The sequence below is a fragment of the Mycetocola sp. JXN-3 genome, assembly GCF_014522285.1.
Taxonomy (GTDB): domain Bacteria; phylum Actinomycetota; class Actinomycetes; order Actinomycetales; family Microbacteriaceae; genus Mycetocola; species Mycetocola saprophilus.
This window is the reverse complement of the sequence record NZ_CP041635.1, coordinates 1,104,167-1,120,892: the sequence shown is the minus strand read 5'-3', so window position 1 is coordinate 1,120,892 and position 16,726 is coordinate 1,104,167. Positions and strand designations below refer to the sequence as shown.

Annotated in this window: 15 protein-coding genes; 5 read left to right on the top strand and 10 right to left on the bottom strand. The window is 66.9% G+C overall.

Translation table 11 applies throughout. The features are described 5' to 3' along the window. Positions 1-121 precede the first annotated feature (121 nt). Positions 122-1,432 (top strand): nicotinate phosphoribosyltransferase, encoded by a 1,311-nt coding sequence (locus tag C7C57_RS05145; RefSeq protein ID WP_187977832.1) that lies wholly within the window; start codon positions 122-124, stop codon positions 1,430-1,432. Between the two features lie 54 nt (positions 1,433-1,486). Here C7C57_RS05145 and C7C57_RS05140 read toward each other — a convergent pair whose 3' ends face one another. The 6 genes from C7C57_RS05140 to C7C57_RS05115 form a co-directional block, all read right to left on the bottom strand. Beyond that, positions 1,487-2,464, bottom strand: a complete 978-nt coding sequence (locus tag C7C57_RS05140; protein WP_187977831.1) for a nucleoside hydrolase — start codon at positions 2,462-2,464, stop codon at positions 1,487-1,489. Further along, positions 2,461-3,624, bottom strand: coding sequence for a LacI family DNA-binding transcriptional regulator (locus tag C7C57_RS05135; protein ID WP_187977830.1), 1,164 nt, complete (start codon positions 3,622-3,624; stop codon positions 2,461-2,463). Before C7C57_RS05135 ends, C7C57_RS05140 begins: the two co-directional genes overlap by 4 nt. Further along, positions 3,621-5,009: an MFS transporter gene (locus tag C7C57_RS05130; protein ID WP_255505780.1), complete on the bottom strand. Its 1,389-nt coding sequence runs from the start codon at positions 5,007-5,009 to the stop codon at positions 3,621-3,623. The genes C7C57_RS05135 and C7C57_RS05130 overlap by 4 nt, the downstream gene beginning before the upstream one ends. 312 nt (positions 5,010-5,321) lie before the next feature. Next, positions 5,322-5,612 (bottom strand): DUF3039 domain-containing protein, encoded by a 291-nt coding sequence (locus tag C7C57_RS05125; protein WP_043321534.1) that lies wholly within the window; start codon positions 5,610-5,612, stop codon positions 5,322-5,324. A 39-nt stretch (positions 5,613-5,651) separates the two neighbouring features. Continuing rightward, positions 5,652-7,193: an ABC transporter permease gene (locus C7C57_RS05120; RefSeq protein ID WP_187977829.1), complete on the bottom strand. Its 1,542-nt coding sequence runs from the start codon at positions 7,191-7,193 to the stop codon at positions 5,652-5,654. Beyond that, positions 7,169-8,731, bottom strand: a complete 1,563-nt coding sequence (locus C7C57_RS05115) for an ATP-binding cassette domain-containing protein (protein WP_255505779.1) — start codon at positions 8,729-8,731, stop codon at positions 7,169-7,171. The genes C7C57_RS05120 and C7C57_RS05115 overlap by 25 nt, the downstream gene beginning before the upstream one ends. Positions 8,732-9,167: 436 nt before the next feature. On the opposite strand from C7C57_RS05115, the gene C7C57_RS05110 reads away from it, so the two are divergent. From C7C57_RS05110 to C7C57_RS05095, 4 genes are all read left to right on the top strand, one after another. Continuing rightward, on the top strand, positions 9,168-9,860 hold the full coding sequence (locus tag C7C57_RS05110; protein ID WP_030148562.1) for an NTP transferase domain-containing protein: 693 nt from the start codon (positions 9,168-9,170) through the stop codon (positions 9,858-9,860). A 116-nt stretch (positions 9,861-9,976) separates the two neighbouring features. After that, positions 9,977-10,783 (top strand): ABC transporter permease, encoded by an 807-nt coding sequence (locus tag C7C57_RS05105; protein ID WP_030148561.1) that lies wholly within the window; start codon positions 9,977-9,979, stop codon positions 10,781-10,783. Next, entirely contained in the window at positions 10,783-11,529 is a 747-nt protein-coding gene (locus C7C57_RS05100) for an ABC transporter ATP-binding protein (protein WP_030148560.1), read from the top strand. The genes C7C57_RS05105 and C7C57_RS05100 overlap by 1 nt, the downstream gene beginning before the upstream one ends. A 38-nt stretch (positions 11,530-11,567) precedes the next feature. Continuing rightward, the gene (locus C7C57_RS05095) at positions 11,568-12,569 is read left to right on the top strand and encodes a hypothetical protein (RefSeq protein ID WP_187977828.1); all 1,002 of its coding nucleotides are present in this window, start codon (positions 11,568-11,570) and stop codon (positions 12,567-12,569) included. 48 nt (positions 12,570-12,617) lie between these two features. Here the strand turns inward: C7C57_RS05095 and C7C57_RS05090 are convergent, their stop codons facing one another. The 4 genes from C7C57_RS05090 to C7C57_RS05075 are packed head-to-tail and all read right to left on the bottom strand — an operon-like array spanning position 12,618 to position 16,661. After that, the gene (locus C7C57_RS05090) at positions 12,618-13,853 is read right to left on the bottom strand and encodes a CDP-glycerol glycerophosphotransferase family protein (RefSeq protein ID WP_187977827.1); all 1,236 of its coding nucleotides are present in this window, start codon (positions 13,851-13,853) and stop codon (positions 12,618-12,620) included. A gap of 42 nt (positions 13,854-13,895) precedes the next feature. Next, the gene (locus tag C7C57_RS05085; protein WP_255505778.1) at positions 13,896-14,789 is read right to left on the bottom strand and encodes a glycosyltransferase family 2 protein; all 894 of its coding nucleotides are present in this window, start codon (positions 14,787-14,789) and stop codon (positions 13,896-13,898) included. Then, positions 14,782-15,594, bottom strand: a complete 813-nt coding sequence (locus C7C57_RS05080) for a CDP-alcohol phosphatidyltransferase family protein (RefSeq protein WP_030148556.1) — start codon at positions 15,592-15,594, stop codon at positions 14,782-14,784. Before C7C57_RS05080 ends, C7C57_RS05085 begins: the two co-directional genes overlap by 8 nt. Then, positions 15,591-16,661, bottom strand: a complete 1,071-nt coding sequence (locus C7C57_RS05075; protein ID WP_187977826.1) for a glycosyltransferase family 2 protein — start codon at positions 16,659-16,661, stop codon at positions 15,591-15,593. Before C7C57_RS05075 ends, C7C57_RS05080 begins: the two co-directional genes overlap by 4 nt. Positions 16,662-16,726: the final 65 nt, after the last annotated feature.

The window sequence follows — 16,726 nt, the reverse complement described above, 5'->3', positions numbered from 1 at the left end:
CCTGTCGGATGGTGCGGATTTGTCCAATCCTCTGCATCGATTCGAGCTTTCGACTCGGACCCGGGCGCGTATTCGTGCACCTCGGATGCGGAAAGGTTCACGAACTGGCTAGGCTGATGTTGTGAACACTTCAACCGCACTTCACACCGACCGCTACGAGCTCACGATGATCGATGCCGCGTTCGCCCGCGGTACCGCCACCGAGCACTGTCTCTTCGAGGTTTTCGCCCGCCGCCTCCCCGGCGCGCGTCGCTACGGCGTCGTGGCCGGCACCGGCCGCCTGCTCGAACTGATCCGCGACTTCCGCTTCGGGGAGTCCGAGCTGCAGTGGCTCAGCGACAACAACGTGGTCGGCACCGAGACCCTCGACTGGCTCGCCAACTACCGCTTCCGCGGCAACATCTGGGGCTATCAGGAGGGCGAGGTCTACTTCCCCAACTCCCCCATCCTGACCGTCGAGGCCAGCTTCGCCGAGGGTGTCATCCTGGAGACCCTGGCGCTCAGCGTCCTGAACTATGACAGCGCGGTGGCCAACGCCGCCACCCGCATGGTCACCGCGGCGATCGGCCGCCCGCTCTCGGAGATGGGTTCGCGCCGGGCCAACGAGGAGGCCGCCGTGGCCGCCGCCCGCGCCGCCTATATCGCCGGCTTCGGCGCGACCAGCAACCTCGAGGCCGGACGCCGCTGGGGGATCCCCACGATGGGCACCGCCGCCCACGCCTTCACGCTGCTGCACGCGAGCGAGGAGGAGGCCTTCCGGGCGCAGATCGACAAGCTCGGGACCAAGACCACGCTGCTGGTGGACACCTACGATGTACACCAGGGTGTGGAAACGGCCATTCGGGTGGCCGGACCCGAGCTCGGCGCGATCCGTCTGGACTCGGGCGATCTGCCCACCCTGGTCACCGAGGTGCGGGCCCAGCTCGACTCCCTGGGCGCCACCGGCACCAAGATCACCGTGACCAACGACCTGGACGAGCACGCGATCGCGACCCTCGCCGCCTCCCCCGTGGACTCCTACGGCGTGGGCACCTCGGTGGTCACCGGGTCGGGCTCCCCCGCCGCGAGCATGGTTTATAAGCTGGTGGCCCGTCGCGGCGAGGATGGATCCTGGATTCCGCTGGCCAAAAACTCCGAGGGCAAGGCCTCGATCGGCGGCAAGAAGACCCCGATGCGTCGCCTCTCGGCCTCGGGCCGCGCCAACCAGGAGCGCATCTACATCGGCGACACCGCCCCCGAGGCGGACGCCGCCGAGCGCGCACTGAACGTGCCGCTGATCGTGGACGGCGTGATCGAGGAGCGCTACCTCGGCGCCGCCGGAACCGCGCTGGCCCGCGAGCACCGTGCCACCGCGGTGAGCGAGCTGCCGGCCGGAGCCTTCCGCCTGGGACGCGGCGACGCGGCGATCCCCACGGTTTTCATCGGTAACTAGTCGCGAACGCGAATAAAAGGAGAGGGGTTCGCCGGCTGGCGGGCCCCTCTCCCGTTAGCCGTGGGCGGCGAGGGTGTCGGTCAGCAGGTCGAGTAGGCGCGCATTATCGATGCCCGTCACCACCTCGATCGGTGCGGGCGCGGCCCCCAGTGCGGGCAGCGCATCCGGGGCCCAGCGCACCGTGCGACCGCGGGTCGTTCCCGGCAGCAGGTCCACGCTTATCGCCAGGTTTCGGGTTTCCACGATGCCCGGATCCAGCAGCAGCGCCACGGTGACCACGTCGTGAATCCACATGCCCCCGATGCCCCGGGTCCGGGCCGAATAGGTGATCCAGGGTCGCAGGGTGGGGACCAGCGCGCGGGTGAGCCGAGTATCCAGCTGCTCGATCCGATCCAGGTCCGGGTGGGTCATCAGCGTCGTGGTGGTGGCGTCCATCGGGACCAGGGTGATTTGGGCACCGCTGGAGAGCACAATCGCCGCCGCATCCGGGTCCACCCCGAAGTTGGTATCCACCGGATAGCCGTCCACCTCGAACACGCCACCCATGATGATGATGCGCGCCACGTTCCGGGCGAAGTCCGGGAAGAGTCGAGTGGCCAACGCCAGGTTGGTGAGCGGACCGATCGCCACGATCGTGATGGCTCCGGGATGGGCCCGGACCAGCTCGCCGAGCACCTGGGCCGCGGGCGTCCTCGGCACGTCGTGGGCGGCACGGGGACGCGGGGTGGATCCCCAGGTTCCCGCCACCGTCGCGTCGGCATCCTCCCGATCCAGGTGGGTGCGCCAGCGCTCGGGCGGTTCCACCAGCGCGCGTTCGGCCCCCAGATAGATCGGCACCTCGGTTCCCAGGTTCTCGATCAGGGTTTGCGCCGAGGCAAAACCCAGCGCGCTCGAGGTGTTGCCAGAGACCGTGGTAATCGCCTCGAGGGTCAGCTCGGGATGGGCGGCCACGGCGAGCGCCAGGGCCAGCCCGTCATCCACGTTGGCCCCGGGCACCCCGTTGCCGGGATCGCAGTCGATCACGATCCTCACGCGGAAGTCCCCGTCCGGGACCCGGGCCGTTCGGCCGCGGTTCTTCCCACCGTCACTTGCTCCGTTGTCGGCCGTTCCGCCGCCGGTTGCTCCGCTACCCGATGCTCCCCCGCCGAGCCTGCCGAGCCCGCCGCCCCGAGCAGCGCCCGGGCCGACGGGGTGCGCCGATACTCGCACCCGCAGGAGCGTCGGCGGACAAGCTCGACATCGCAGACGGTCACCGGATACTCGGCCCGGTCGCTCCGGGTCAACAGGTCGATGGCCAGGGCCGCGATTTCCTCGATCGGCTGCTCGATGGTGGACAGGGCCGGAATCGAATACTCGGCGTTGGTGGTGCCGTTGAAGCAGATCACCGCCAGGTCCTCGGGGACCCGCACCTCAAGCTCCGCCGCCGCCGCCAGTAGGCCCAGGGCCTGCTGCTCGTTGGAGGCGAACACCGCATCGGGACGGGTGTCGCGCTCCAGCAGCGCCCGCCCGGCGAGGTATCCGCCGCCCCGGGTGTAGGTGCCCTCGATCTGAAGATCGGCGCGCGCCGCGTCGCCGAGGGCGTCCAGCCAGCCGTCGCGTCGGTCGCGGGCATTTTGCTGCGCCAGCGGCCCGGTGATGATCGCCACCGCGTCCCGACCGTGCTCGATCAGGTGCCGGGTGGCCGTGGCCGAGGCCGCCCGCTCATCCACCCGCACGCCGATGATCCCGGGACCCGCGGGCGGCTCGTCCAGGACCACCACCGGGACCTTCCCCACGGCCTGGTCGAGCCATGGATGATCCCGGTCCACCCCGTAAAACAGCAGTCCGTCGATGCGGTGCTGGAGGAAGGTACCCACCAGATCGGCCTCGCGGGCCGGATCATCCGCGGAGTCGCCGAGCAGCAGGGTGAAGCCGCGCCGGTAGGCGGCCCCCTCGATCGCATGCGCGAGGGCGGCCACAAATGGGTTGGCAATGTTAGGCACGATGAGCCCGAAGGTGCGGGTAGATCCCGAGGCCAGGGCCCGGGCGATCCCGTCCGGACGATACCCGGTGGATTCGATCGCCGCCAGAACCCGCGCCCGGGTCGCCTCGGCGACCGGGCGCGGACCATTATTGACCACGTAGCTGACCACAGCGACCGAGGTTCCGGCCACCCGGGCCACGTCGGTGCGGGTTACTTTTTCCCTACTCACACGGTTCCCATCCGAGCCTCGGCATCATCGGTGGCATCGTGAATCAGGTTGAGATCTCGACCCCGGGTTTCCGGGGCCTTGAAGGTGGTGAACAGCCCGATCGCCGCCATGACCACCCAGTACAATGCTAGCGGCCACCAGGCACCAAACGCGGCCAGCAAGCCGGCCGCCACGGCGGGTGCAGTGCCGCCGGAGAGGATCGATCCGATCTCCTTGGCCAGCGCCATCTTGGTGAAGCGGTTGCGGGCGCCAAACAGCTCCACGCCGTAGGCGGCCTGCACGCCGAAGATCCCCAGCGAGGCGATGCTCATCCCCACGATAATGATCGCCATCACCACGGCGGTGTTGCGGGACTGGATCAGCGCAAATGCGGGGAACGCGTAGGCCACCAGCAGGATGCAGAACCACCGGTAGGTGATCCGACGTCCGAAACGGTCGGAGAGCCAGCCGGCAAACGGGATCACCGCAAAGCCGATCAGCGAGGCGATCAGCACCGCGGCGGTGGGCACCGACTTATCCACCATCAGCACGGTGGCCACGTAGCCGATCAGGAACCCCTGGGCCATATAGGAGGGACCGTTCTCGCCGATGCGCAGTCCCAGCATCACAAAGAACGCGCGGTTGCGACGCCAGAACGAGCGGGTGTCCACCGCGCGAATGGCCTCGGTGCGGGCGGCGATCTGCTCGCGCTGCTTGGCGAAGACCGGGGTCTCCTTCATGGTGCGACGCAGGACCAGGGCGAAGCCGGCGATTAGGATGCTGGCCAGGAATGGGATCCGCCACCCCCAGGTGGTGAGGTCCTCCTTGGGCAGCTGAACCACCAGCAGCCAGGCGGTCGAGGCGAGCAGCGTCCCGCTGTTAGACCCGAGGGCGACGATCGAGGCCACCAGACCGCGGCGCTTGACCGGGGCAAACTCGGTCAGCACGATCGCGGCGCCGGAGAGCTCTGCGCCGGCCCCGAAGCCCTGCAGCACCCGCAGGATCAGCAGCAGGATCGGGGCGAGCGCGCCCACCTGGTCATAGGTCGGGAGCAGTCCGATCAGGGTGGTGGCCCCTCCCATCAGCGCGATGGTGATGACCATGACCGTTTTGCGGCCGTGCCGGTCGCCGATCCGGCCGAAGAACCAGGCACCCACCGGACGGGCAAAGAAGCCGACCGCGTAGGTGGAGAAGCTCGCCAGCAGCGCGATCGTGGGCGAGGACTCGGGGAAAAACAGGGTGTTGAACACGAGTGCGGTGGCGAGGCCGTACAGCGCGAAGTCGACGTACTCCATCGTGGTGCCAAGCCACGAGGAGAGCGTTGCCGTCCGAAAGCTCTTTTTTCCCTCGGGGGTGGAAAGCGCATCTTCCGTTACGAGAACGGGGGCGGACTGGGTGGGTTCCACGGGGGTTTCCTTTCACGCGGTCTGATGCCGCGGCTGTGAGTGGGGAGAAGGGTCTACCCGCGTAGAGTCTGCGCAAAATCTACGCGGGTAGAACACCTGCTTACGGTAAGCAGCACCCGCGATGGTTGACAAGCCCCGTGGCCGCAAAACACCCACTGTTCACCCACTCGTCGCCCGGGCTTACCCCCTCGGGGCACACACAAAACGCCCCGCCTGCGAGGTCCGGTCCGCGCGGCCGTTGCGACCCCCACCGTGTGGGGTGGGGCAACAACCGCGAGAATCCGCCGGGCAGCGGGGCGTTAGTGGGTGGGTTTAGCTATCGCGCAGACGCGCGTACACTTCCTTGCAGGCCGGGCAGACCGGGAACTTTTCCGGGTCGCGACCCGGGGTCCACTTCTTGCCACAGAGCGCGCGCACCGGCTTACCGGTCATCGCGGACTCTAGGATCTTTTCCTTCTTCACGTAGTGCGAGAAGCGTTCGTGATCGCCGGGCTCGATGGCCTCCTCGTTGAGGAGCTTTTCCAGCTCGCGGTCAAGCAGGGCGGTGCCGCCGCCGTCCGGCGTACCGTTCGGGTCGGAGATACTCAGGTTCACGTCGCTCATGGGTTCAGTTTAGGCCGTTTGCCCGGATAATGCGCGCCCCTAGTGCGAGGTCGCAAACTCCATCAGCTCCGCCGTGTGCCGGGTGTAATAGCGAGCCCCGGCCGCAACCCCGAGGATCAGCACCAGCACCCCGACCCCGAGACCCACCGCGAGGGTAAGCCCGATCATCGAGGACTCGCCGCCATACGCCCGAGTCGCCAGGTAGAGCACCGGGAGGCTCAGTACCACGGTCCCGATCAGGCTCAGCGCCTGCACCCGAGCCGAGTATCCGCCGCCCGCCTGGGGCTGCTGGAAGGGGCTATCGCCGGGCTGAACCGCCGGATACGGGGTCCGCGCCGAGAAGTACGAGGCCAGCCCGAGACCGGTGAGCAGGATTCCCCCACACACGCCGATCAGGACCGGCAGCATCTCGGGGACTCCGCCCAGGCCCACCGAGATCGGGGCGCCGATCGCGATCACCAGGACACCCAGGAGAAAGACCGGCAGGATTCGACCGATCCGGTCCGCGCGGCCCGAAACCCCGGAGGTCACGTGCAGCCAGAGTGCCGAGGAGTCCAGGGCCAGGTCGTTATGCGGCGCCCAGGCGATAAAAAGCAAAATAATCGGCAGCGGCAGCAGGCTGAGAGCCGGCCAGGACACCCCGGCGATATTCAGCGCAAACACGGCCACGATGGGAACCACCGGAACGATCAGCAGCGAGGTGATGTAGCGCGGATCGCGCAGCCAGTAGGTCAGCGAGCGCGCGGCCACGGCCGCGGTGGCTCCGGCGGGAACCCGGGCGAACCAGCCCAGGTGAATGCCGGCGGGAACCTCGGGCCGACTCACCGAACGCACCAGATACGTGCACAACACACCCCAGGCGGCAAACAGCACAATCACCGTGAGGACGGCAATCGCCAGTCGCCCGGCCAGCGCCCCACCGCTGCCCGGTTCGGTCAGTAGCCAGGGGGCACCAAGCGGCGTCCAGCCGGCAAACCCGGCCACCGCCGCGAGCCGGTCTGAATCCCCCAGCGCCAGGACGCCGGTGCCGATGGCGAGCAGGGCCAGCACCACGCTCACCAGACCCCGCAGTCCGCGGCGGGCGGGCTCGCGCAGCTGTCCGCCGAGGGCCGATCCTAATCGGATCAGGAGCGACCCGGTCAGCGGGACCAGGACGGTGGTCGCCAGCGCCGGACCGACCGCATCGGTCTGCATGGACGCTAACCCGAATCCCGCGATACCGCCGAGTAGCAGGAGCACGAGGGTCGGCAGGCTCAGCAGGCCCGAAAGAATGAGCCCACCGGCGAGGGTGCGCGGAGGGATGCCGAAGCCCGCGTATCCGCGCGGATCCAGCGTGCTGGACACGCGCGACACCAGGGGCACCAGGAAGCAGCCCAGCAGGATCACGCTGCCACCCGCGCCGATCAGCGCACGCAGCAGTGCCGGATCCACCTCGGTGGGTTCCTGGAACAGCGTGGCAAACAGGTAGCAGGCGGCTGCGGCCAGGATCAGGAGGAGAACTCGGCCGGCCACGGCCCGCGGTTCACCACGAAAGGCGTTGAGGAGGGTCTGAATTCTTAGTCGGAGAAGCTGTGCAACCATTCCAGGCCCTCCGCGGGATCGGCGGGCAGGGACAGTTCGGCGAAGCGTTCGGCCAGGGTGCCGTTGCCACGGACCTCGGCCACGGTGCCCTGTGCGAGCACGGTGCCGCTGACGATGATCGAGACGTGGTCACACACCCGTTCGATCAGCTCCATGCCGTGGCTGGAGAGCACCACCGTGCCCCCGTGGTCCACATAGTTGCGCAGCAGGGTGAGGAGGCGATCCACCGAGACCGGGTCCACCGACTCAAACGGTTCATCCAGCACCAGCAGACGGGGCGAGTGGATCAGCGCCGCGGCCAGGGCGACCTTCTTCCGCATACCGACCGAGTAGTCCGAAACCAGGCGGCCCAGCGCATCGCTGAGCCCGATCGCGGCGGCCAGATCGGCGATCCGCGTGCGCACGGTGGCCGCGCTCAACCCGCGCAGGGTGCCCGAGTAGTGCAGGAACTGGGCACCGGTGAGACGCTCGAACAGGCGCATGCGGTCGGGCAGCGCGCCGATGGTGCGCTTGGCCCGGTCGGGGTCCTCCCACACGTTGACGCCGTTCACCAGGATTTCCCCGGCATCGGGACGCAGTAGCCCGGTGATCATCGACAGGGCGGTGGTTTTGCCCGCGCCATTGGGCCCCACGATGGCCGAGAACGTGCCGGTGGGCACGCGCAGGTCCAGGTTGTCCACCGCGTGGGTGCCTCCGTAGTGACGGGTTAGGCCGCGCACCACCAGGACGTCCTCGACGGCGTCGCTGGACTCGGAATGATCAATCGTCTCGACTACGGTCTCGGCCACGGGCTGCGCCGCGGCGGATACTTGTGCCGCCGAGTTTTCCGCGGCAGGCTTCGTTGCAACGGACTCGGACGCTTCCCGCCGGTTCGCCGAGGGGTCGGTCACCTCGGGCTGTGCTGTGGCGGGCTTCACGGGAGTGCGCCGAACTGGTGCCCGCTTGGTCGGTGCCTTCTTGGCTGTCGGAGACTTCGACGCGGGGGCCTTCTTCGCGGCCGAGGTCTTGGAGGCGGCGCTATCCGGTTCCGGTGATGGGGTGACCGAATCGACCGGTTCGCTGACGGGTTGTGGACGCACCGGAGCCGCCTGCGCGGCCGCGGTTTTCGCCGCGGCGGTCTTGCTCGTGGAGGTCGCGGCGGGTGCACCGTTCGCGCTCGTCTTCGGGGCGGCGGTCTTGGCGGCCGTGGACTTCGCGGCAGCAGTCTTGCCTGCGGAAGTACTGGTAGAAGTTGTCTTGGCAGCGTTCGTCTTGGCGGCGGTCGTCTTGGCAGAAGTCGTCTTGGCAGCAGTGCTCTGAGCGGCGGTCGACTTCGACGCGCTGCTCTTCGCCGCAGGGCTCTTTGCCGCGGTGCTCTTCGCCGCGGAGGCACGCGGCGTTCGCGGCTTTGCCGGTGCCTTTTTCGGCGCCACGGGCGTGCCCGAGGCGGAGGTTCCAGCGGAGGAAGCGGAGGAGTCGGCACCGCCAGAGGCCGCAGAGTCAGCGGTTCCAGAGGCCGCGGCGTCAACGGCAGGCTTGCGCCCGGCGGAGGGCGTCACCGATTCGCTCGCGCCCGCACTCGGTGTGGTCGAGCTCTCCGCGTCTCGGGCGGAGTTCGACTCCGGCTGTGACCCTGCTTCTGTGGTTCCCACAGTTGATGCCCCCATCATTTTTACGTCTTCGTTTTCGGAGTTTGGAGTGTGTCCGAGACACGTCCGCGGCTCGGATTCGCGCGGTTTTCTGCTGCTTTCCCAAACTACCAACCGATATATGAGTTCCTCGTTAAGCCCGGCCGCGTGGCAAAACTCTAACCTGAGAAAATTCCGAGCGTCGTGTTACGAAACGACAACGACCCTCCGCCCTGTGCCCCGAACTGGGCAATTGGCAGCTAACGTAGATCAGGTGCATGACGGAGTGCGCGTACAACATCTGTCCGGTGAACAACTGGCAAACCCGCCCACTCCGGATGCAACACCGCTCTGATAGGGAGTTACATTGACGACACAGGTAGTAATCCTCGCCGCGGGCATGGGCACGCGTCTCGGGCGCTCGCTCCCCAAATCGCTGACCGAACTGAACGACGGCCGCACCATCATGCAGCAGCAGTTCGACAACATCCACCACGCCTTCGGCAAGAAGGTCAAGATCACCGTGGTGGTGGGCTACAAGCTGGAGCACATCATCGAGGCGTTCCCGGACGCCGACTTCGTATTCAACGAGCAGTACGACCAGACCAACACCTCCAAGTCGCTGATGCGCGCCCTGGCAGCCTCCTCCAACGGTGGCGTGCTGTGGATGAACGGTGACGTGGTCTTTGACCCCGAGGTTCTGGTTCGCGCGGCCAAGGTTGTCGCCACCGACTCCTCCTTTGTCACCGTCAACACCGACAAGGTCTCCGATGAGGAGGTCAAGTACACGGTGGGTGCCGAGGGCTACATCAAGGAACTTTCCAAGACCGTCAAGGGCGGTCTCGGCGAGGCCGTGGGCATCAACTACGTCTCCTCGAGCGATAAGGCGGCGCTGCTGCGTCAGCTCGGCCGCGTGGACGACCAGGACTACTTCGAGCGCGGCATCGAGCTCGCCATCGAGCAGGACGGCATGCTGGTTGAGCCGATGAACATCTCCGACTTCTACGCGGTAGAGGTCGACTTCGCCGAGGATCTCGAGCGCGCGAACCTCTTCGTCTAAATCGATTTCGGGCCGCCGCTCCCCGGCTTCCCACGCTTTGAACACCCCGTGTCTTCGGCCCGCCTGCGGGTCGGCGTCACGGGGTGTTGTGTTTTTGCCGGTAGATTGAGGCTGTGATGAGTACGACCACCCCACCCCGGCCGCGCCGTTCCCGCGCCGAGCGCTATCGCAGCGCGCTCTGGCTGCTCACCAAACGGGACCTGCGGGTGCGCTATTCCACCAGTGCCCTGGGGTATTTCTGGTCGATTCTGGATCCGCTGGTCATGGCCGGCATCTACTGGTTCGTCTTTGTGGTGGTGTTTAAGCGTGACGGCACCATCGGCGAGGACCCGTATATCGTCTTCCTGATCGCCGGCCTGCTGCCCTGGATGTGGTTCACTGGAACCATCTCCGACAGCACTCGGGCGTTCCTGCGGGAGGCCAAGCTGGTGCGCTCCACGTCCATTCCGCGCACCATCTGGGTTGCCCGTCTGGTGCTCTCCAAGGGCCTGGAATTCCTGGCATCGATCCCCGTGCTCATCATCTTCGCGGTGATTTTTGGGGCGCACGCCAACTGGTCGCTGGTGTGGACGTATCCGCTGGCGATCATCCTGCAGGCAACCCTGGTACTGGGCATCGGCCTGATCGTGGCCCCGCTGGTTGTGTTCTTCCGTGATCTGGAGCGCGCGGTGAAGCTCATCCTGCGCTTCATGTTCTACGCCTCCCCGATCGTCTACTCGACCCTGGACATGCCCAAGGACATCCAGTCCTGGGCCGCGCTGAACCCGCTCAGCGGCATCTTCTCGCTGTACCGTTCGGGCCTGTACCCCGAGCAGCTGGTCGCGTTCCCGGTGATCATGTCCGTCATCATCTCGGTGGTGGTTCTGGGCATCGGCCTGCTCGTCTTCCGCCGCTGTGAGCGCGCGGTTCTCAAGGAGATCTAATGACCGAACCGATCATCTCGGTGACCGACCTGGGCATCCAGTTCCGCCGCAATAAGGCCCGTCGCCGCAGCTTCAAGGACCTGTTTGCCGGGCGCAAGCGCCGGGCCCGCCCGAACCAGTTCTGGGCGTTTCGCAACCTCACCTTCGACGTGGCGCCGGGCGAGGCCATCGGCGTCGTGGGACGCAACGGCCAGGGCAAGTCCACGCTGCTGAAGCTGGTGGCCGGGGTCATCCTGCCCGATGAGGGACGCGTGCGAGTCGGGGCCGGAGTCGCACCGCTGATCGAGATCACCGGCGGCTTTGTTAGCGACCTGTCGGTGCGCGATAACGTATATCTGACCGCCGGTCTGCACGGCATGTCCAAGGCCGAGGTGGCCGCACGGTTCGACGAGATCATCGACTTTGCCGAGATCCAGGACTTCGTGGACACCCCGTATAAGCACCTCTCCAGCGGGATGAAGGTGCGCATCGCGTTCTCGGTGATCGCGCAGCTGGATGAACCGGTGATCCTGGTGGATGAGGTGCTGGCTGTGGGCGATAAGTCCTTCCGCGAGAAGTGCTACCGCCGCATCGACGAGCTTCTTTCGGCCGGGAGAACGCTGTTCTTTGTCTCGCATAACGAGCGCGACCTTCGGCGTTTTTGCAGCCGCGGCCTGTATCTTGACAAGGGAAAACTGGTCCTGGATGGGCCCATTGGCGAGGTTCTTGATCGCTATAACGAGGATTATAATAATCCCACGTCCTAATCCGGGCGGACCCGTCCGGACAGGGGGAAGGGGCACGCATGGCTAAGAAACCACCGGTGTACGTGGTAACGGGGGTTCCCGAGCCCGAACGCTCCCCCGCCGATCCCGCCAGCATCGACGCGATCCTGCTCCCCGGCACCACCACGTCGGCGGCCCGGGGCGGTTCGCCTCGGCCAGCCAAGGCAGGCCCCGTCGGCTCGGCCACCGATCCGGCCTGGGTCCGCGGGATCGACCGTCTGCTCTCGGTTCAGCGGCCGCTGGTCCTCGCGCATATTCGCTCGATTCGCCGCCGCCATCCACATGCCACCGGTGACCAGATGGTGCGCATTCTCGAACGCCGCTATCTGACCGCCGTGACCTCCGGCGGTGCCGCGGTCGGGGCCACCGCGATGGTTCCGGCGATCGGCACGGGCATCACCATCGCCCTCTCCGGCGTGGAAACCGCCGGGTTCCTGGAGGCTACCGCCCTGTTTGCCCAGTCGGTGGCCGAGGTTCACGGGATCGCCGTGAACGATCCGCTGCGGGCGCGCGCCCTGGTGATGACCCTGATGCTGGGCAACGCCGGCAGCGACCTGGTGAAAAACTTCACCGGCGACGTGCTCGGCCAGGGCAACAGCCGCCGCGCACACTGGGGTCGCACGATCGCGTCCTCGATGCCGCAGATGGTCATGGGTCCCTTTGCCGACCAGGTGAAGTCGCGCTTCATGAAGCACTTTGTGGCGACCCAGGGCACCACCCTGGTGGGCAAGGCCGTCCCCTTCGGCATCGGCGCGGCCATCGGCGGGGTGGGAAACCACGTGGCCGGCCGCGGGGTGGTCACCAGCGCGCGCACGGCCTTCGGGCCTGCCCCGGTGCGCCTTCCGCTCGAACTTGAACCGCTGGAACGCGCCGAGCCGCTGGTGGGACGGGTCCGCTCGGGCATTCGTGGCCTCGGGGAAAAGATCCCGCGGGCACTTCCCGGACGCCGTCGCCCCGGAACACCCGAGGCACCGGGGAAGAACCGCACACCGCGTCCCGAGGATCCCCAGAATCTCGCCTAGGCATTCTCCCGGGCGGCGTATTCGTCCCACCGCCGCGTGGAGGCGCGCCTAGGCGTTCCTGCCCTCCTGCGCGGCGAAATCTTCCCACCGCTCCATCAGGGTGTCCACGGCCGCGTGGAAGCGTGCGGTAGCCTCCCCCGGGGTGGTGTTGCCGAAGTAGTGGCGGGACCAGCGTCGCAGGCGCGCGGTGGCCTCGGCATCATCCCGCACGCGCTCAACCTCGGTGACGATGTGGGCGGCGCCCTCGACGGTCAGCCACTCGCACTCCTGCAGGTAGCCTCCGGCGTCGATCTCGGCGGCGGGATTGACCGGCCGGGTCACCAGCACGGGCTTCCCCACGGCCAGACGGTCATAGATCATCGCCGAGATATCGACAATGGCCACATCCGAGGCCGCAAGCTGCCAGCCGAGCTCGATGCCCTGGTCATAGACGTGCTGAGCCCGCGGATCGGCGTGGTTGGCGTGTTGAATCATCGAGATGATCTCGCGGTTGGCCTGCGCATAGCCGTGATCGCTCACACCCGAGCGCGGATGCGGACGGTAGATCACCCGGTGCTGACCCGAGGCCAGGAGACTCTTGACCAGGCTCACGCCGTGGGTCGCGATGGATCCATAGGCCGCCGAGGCCCGGTCCCCCTCCCAGGTGGGGGCGTAGAGCACCACGGTGCGCTCATCGGGGACGAACGGCAACCGCCCGGCGAAGTGATCGGCCTGGGGACGCCCAATCGCGAACGTGCGCCGATCCAGATCGTAGTCCCAGAGTGCCTGGGTGAGCCGCTCGCGGGCGGCCTCCCCGGCGATGAAGGCGTAATCGTAGGCCTTGAACTGGTTGGTGGTCATGTACATCTTGTCGCTCTCACCGTGATTGATAAACACGTGCCAGCGACGTCCGTAACGGAACATCTGGAAGTTCTTGGCGTTCTGATTGACGTAGAACACGATGCGGATGTCCTGCTCCTCGAGGGTGTCCTCAAGTTCGCGAACGGTGCGCACATAGGCCACGTCCAGCGGGGATTCCTCCAGCAGCTGCGCGGCCGCGGTCGCGGTGCGGGTCAGCACCACCACGGGCCATTTTTCGGCCAGGCCCGCGAGCGGCTGATACCACTGGCGCATCTGGTACATGTTGACCTTGCCATCGGCAAAGTACACGGCGATTTTGAAGTGACCGGGGGTCAACGGTGTCAGGGCCGCCAGCCGATGGGCAAGATCGGTCCGCGCGCGGCGATTCGCAATCGCCTCGCCGAGGAGAGTGAGAGCCTTACGGCCGTCGGAGATGACACCCATGTACGTTTCGTATCCAGTCGTTTACGTTGTGTTCGTTGCAGATTAGTAGATCGGTGGACGCCCGGCCCGGGTCATCCGCCAGATGGTGCGCCAGCGCAGACGCGTGCGTCCACCCGGTGCGGTGCGGATGCCCTCGCGCCAGCCACCAAACCAGGGTTTGAGGGCCTCGGGCTTGCGCCACCAGCGGGCGATCGTCGCGAGGGTCCAGACCCCCACGTAGGCAATCCCCAGCGGGAAGGGCAGGTTACGCCGGGCGATCCAGACGCGGTTTCGCGCCGTCAATCGATAATACTGGCTGTGCCGGGTCTGCTGCACGACGGGGTGGAATGCCCGCAGGTCTCCGGCGTACCAGGCCCGCAAGTCCTGGTCCCAGACCCGCCAGGCCAGTTCGATCCCCTCGTGCGCATAGAAGAAGGGTTCCGCCCAGCCGCCGGTGCGGTCAAACACCGCACGGGGCATCAGGATCGAGGCCTCCATGCAGGAAAACGCGGGGCCGGATTCGCTCGGGTCGGGGCTGCCGGCGCGGGGGATCCAGTGGCGCAGGGTTTCCCCGGACTCGGGATCCATCATCCGCGGCTGCACCAGACCGATGCTGGGGTCGGCCCGGATCAGCCCGATCGCCCGGGCCAGATAATCGGTATCGGGCAGCCAGGCATCGTCATCGAGGAAGTAAATATACTCCCCCGCCACCTGCGCGGCCCCGCGGTTACGCCCGGCGGGAATGCCCTCGTTGGTGGCCAGGGCGTGGGCGCGAACGCCCGCGGGGAGGCCCACCGGCTGGTAGCCGTTACCCACCACCACCATGTCGAGGCGAACGCCAGTCTGGGCAAGCACGCTGTCGATCGCGCGGCGCAGCTCCTCGGGTCGACGCCCCTGGGTGAGGATCGCGACGCCCACGCTCGGCAGGCCCGCGCCGGGCACTGCGGCGCTAGGCACGCAGCCGCTTCGAGGTCATGATGGCCACAAAGTGCCCAAACAGGGTGATGATGCCAAAGACCAGCAGGAACACCAGGGTGCCACGCATCGCCAGCTCGCCACCGATGAACAGTCCCACCACGGCTCCCACAAAGATCACCATGGTGAGTTCCACCGAGTGGAACAGGCGGTGGAAGGGCAGGAAGCGGGCGATCCGACGGGCCGCCTGCAGCAGACCCGGCTGCGGTGCCGACTCGCTCACGCTATAGGTGAGCTTGGGGGCCCCATAGGCGGCACGGGCGTTGCGCACCATATCGTTGAGGGCCTTGTTCAGGATGATCACGATCGCCAGGCCCATGCCCAGGGTCGTCCAGAGGTAGTCCTCGGGCGCCTCAAACGGGTAACCGGCGGCGCGAATGGCCAGCGCGATGGGGATCAGCGTCTCGGTGGAGTAGTGCCCCACCGAGTCGAGGAACGTGCCCGCCGGGGACGAGGTCTTGCGCCAGCGCGCCACCTCACCATCCGAGCAGTCCACAAGCATCTGCAGCTGACCAAAGATCAGACCGAGAACCGCGCCCCAGATCCCGGGGATCAGCAGGACCCCGGCCACACACCATCCGGTGAGGATCATGATGCCGGTCACACCGTTGGCGCTGATCCGGGTGCGCAGCAGCGCCATGGTCAGGTACGGGGACAGGTCACGCAGGTACAGCGAGGCCACCCAGTGCTCGGCGTTGCGGCGGGATCGAACCTCCGGCGGCTGGGCCACGGCGCGCAGCTCGGCCAGCGAGCCGGGTCGGGTGTAGCGAGGCTGGGAGTCGGTCATCGGCGGTTCTTACCTTCGTTTTTCAGCGCCGAGGTGGACCCGGCAAGGGAGAGATATCCCAGGATAAACCCGATGCCCCAGCAGAAGTGAATACACGGGATGACGATCAGGAACCAGGCCATCGCCCGCGGGGAATCCTTCGACCCGACGGTGAGGGTGGCCAGTAGGACCAGCAGCACGTAGCCGGCCGGGATGATCCATCCCCACACCAGCGGGTTCGGGGTACCCAGCGCGGCCTCCACGGTCCCGATGATGCCCAAAATAATACCCACGGTGACGGCCAGAACCATCAGCGGCGGCGCAAAGTAGCGGATGATCCCCCGGCTGGGGAAGGTGCGGCTGAGCTCCCCGCGCCACAGGCCGGTGGAGAAGAACTGGCGAATCAGGCGGTTCAGACTCGGCCGCGGCCGGTACACCACGCGCATTTCGGGGGTGAACCAGACGGTTTCCCCACCCTTGGCCAGGCGGTGGTTGAGCTCCCAGTCCTGGCCGCGCTTGATGCGCTCATCAAACAGGCCCGCGGCCTCCAGCGCATCCCGGCGGAACACGCCGAGGTACACAGTTTCGGCCGGTCCCTGGGTGCCACCCACGTGGTGGGGGCTGCCGCCGAGACCCACCCGGCTGCCATAGGCGCGGGCCACCGCCTGCTCGAACGGGGTGGTGCCCCGGGCGTCCATGATGCCGCCCACGTTGGCGGCGCCGGTGCGCAGGATCGTCTCGACCGCGACGGAGGTGTAGTTGGGAGGCAACACCGAGTGGGCGTCCACCCGCACCACGATGGGCAGGGTGGTGGCGCGAATGGCGATGTTGAGTCCGGCCGGGGTCGAGCCCACCGGGTTGTCGATCACCCGAATCCGGGGATCCTCGGCCGAGAGCTCGGCCACGAGTTCATTGGTGCCATCGATACTGGGCCCCACGGCGATCGCCACTTCAAAGGGGCCGGTGTAGTCCTGAGCCAGCAGTGAGTCAACGGCCGCACGTACGTGGGTGACATCGTTGAGCACCGGCATAACGTATGAGACGCCGGGTAACGTGGTCTGGGAAGGGGCAGAAGAATGCTCCGACATGGTCTCCGCTCGCGGTATTGTCCGAACTAGAGCGTATCAGTCTCTTTCGGGATCATGCTGCGGGA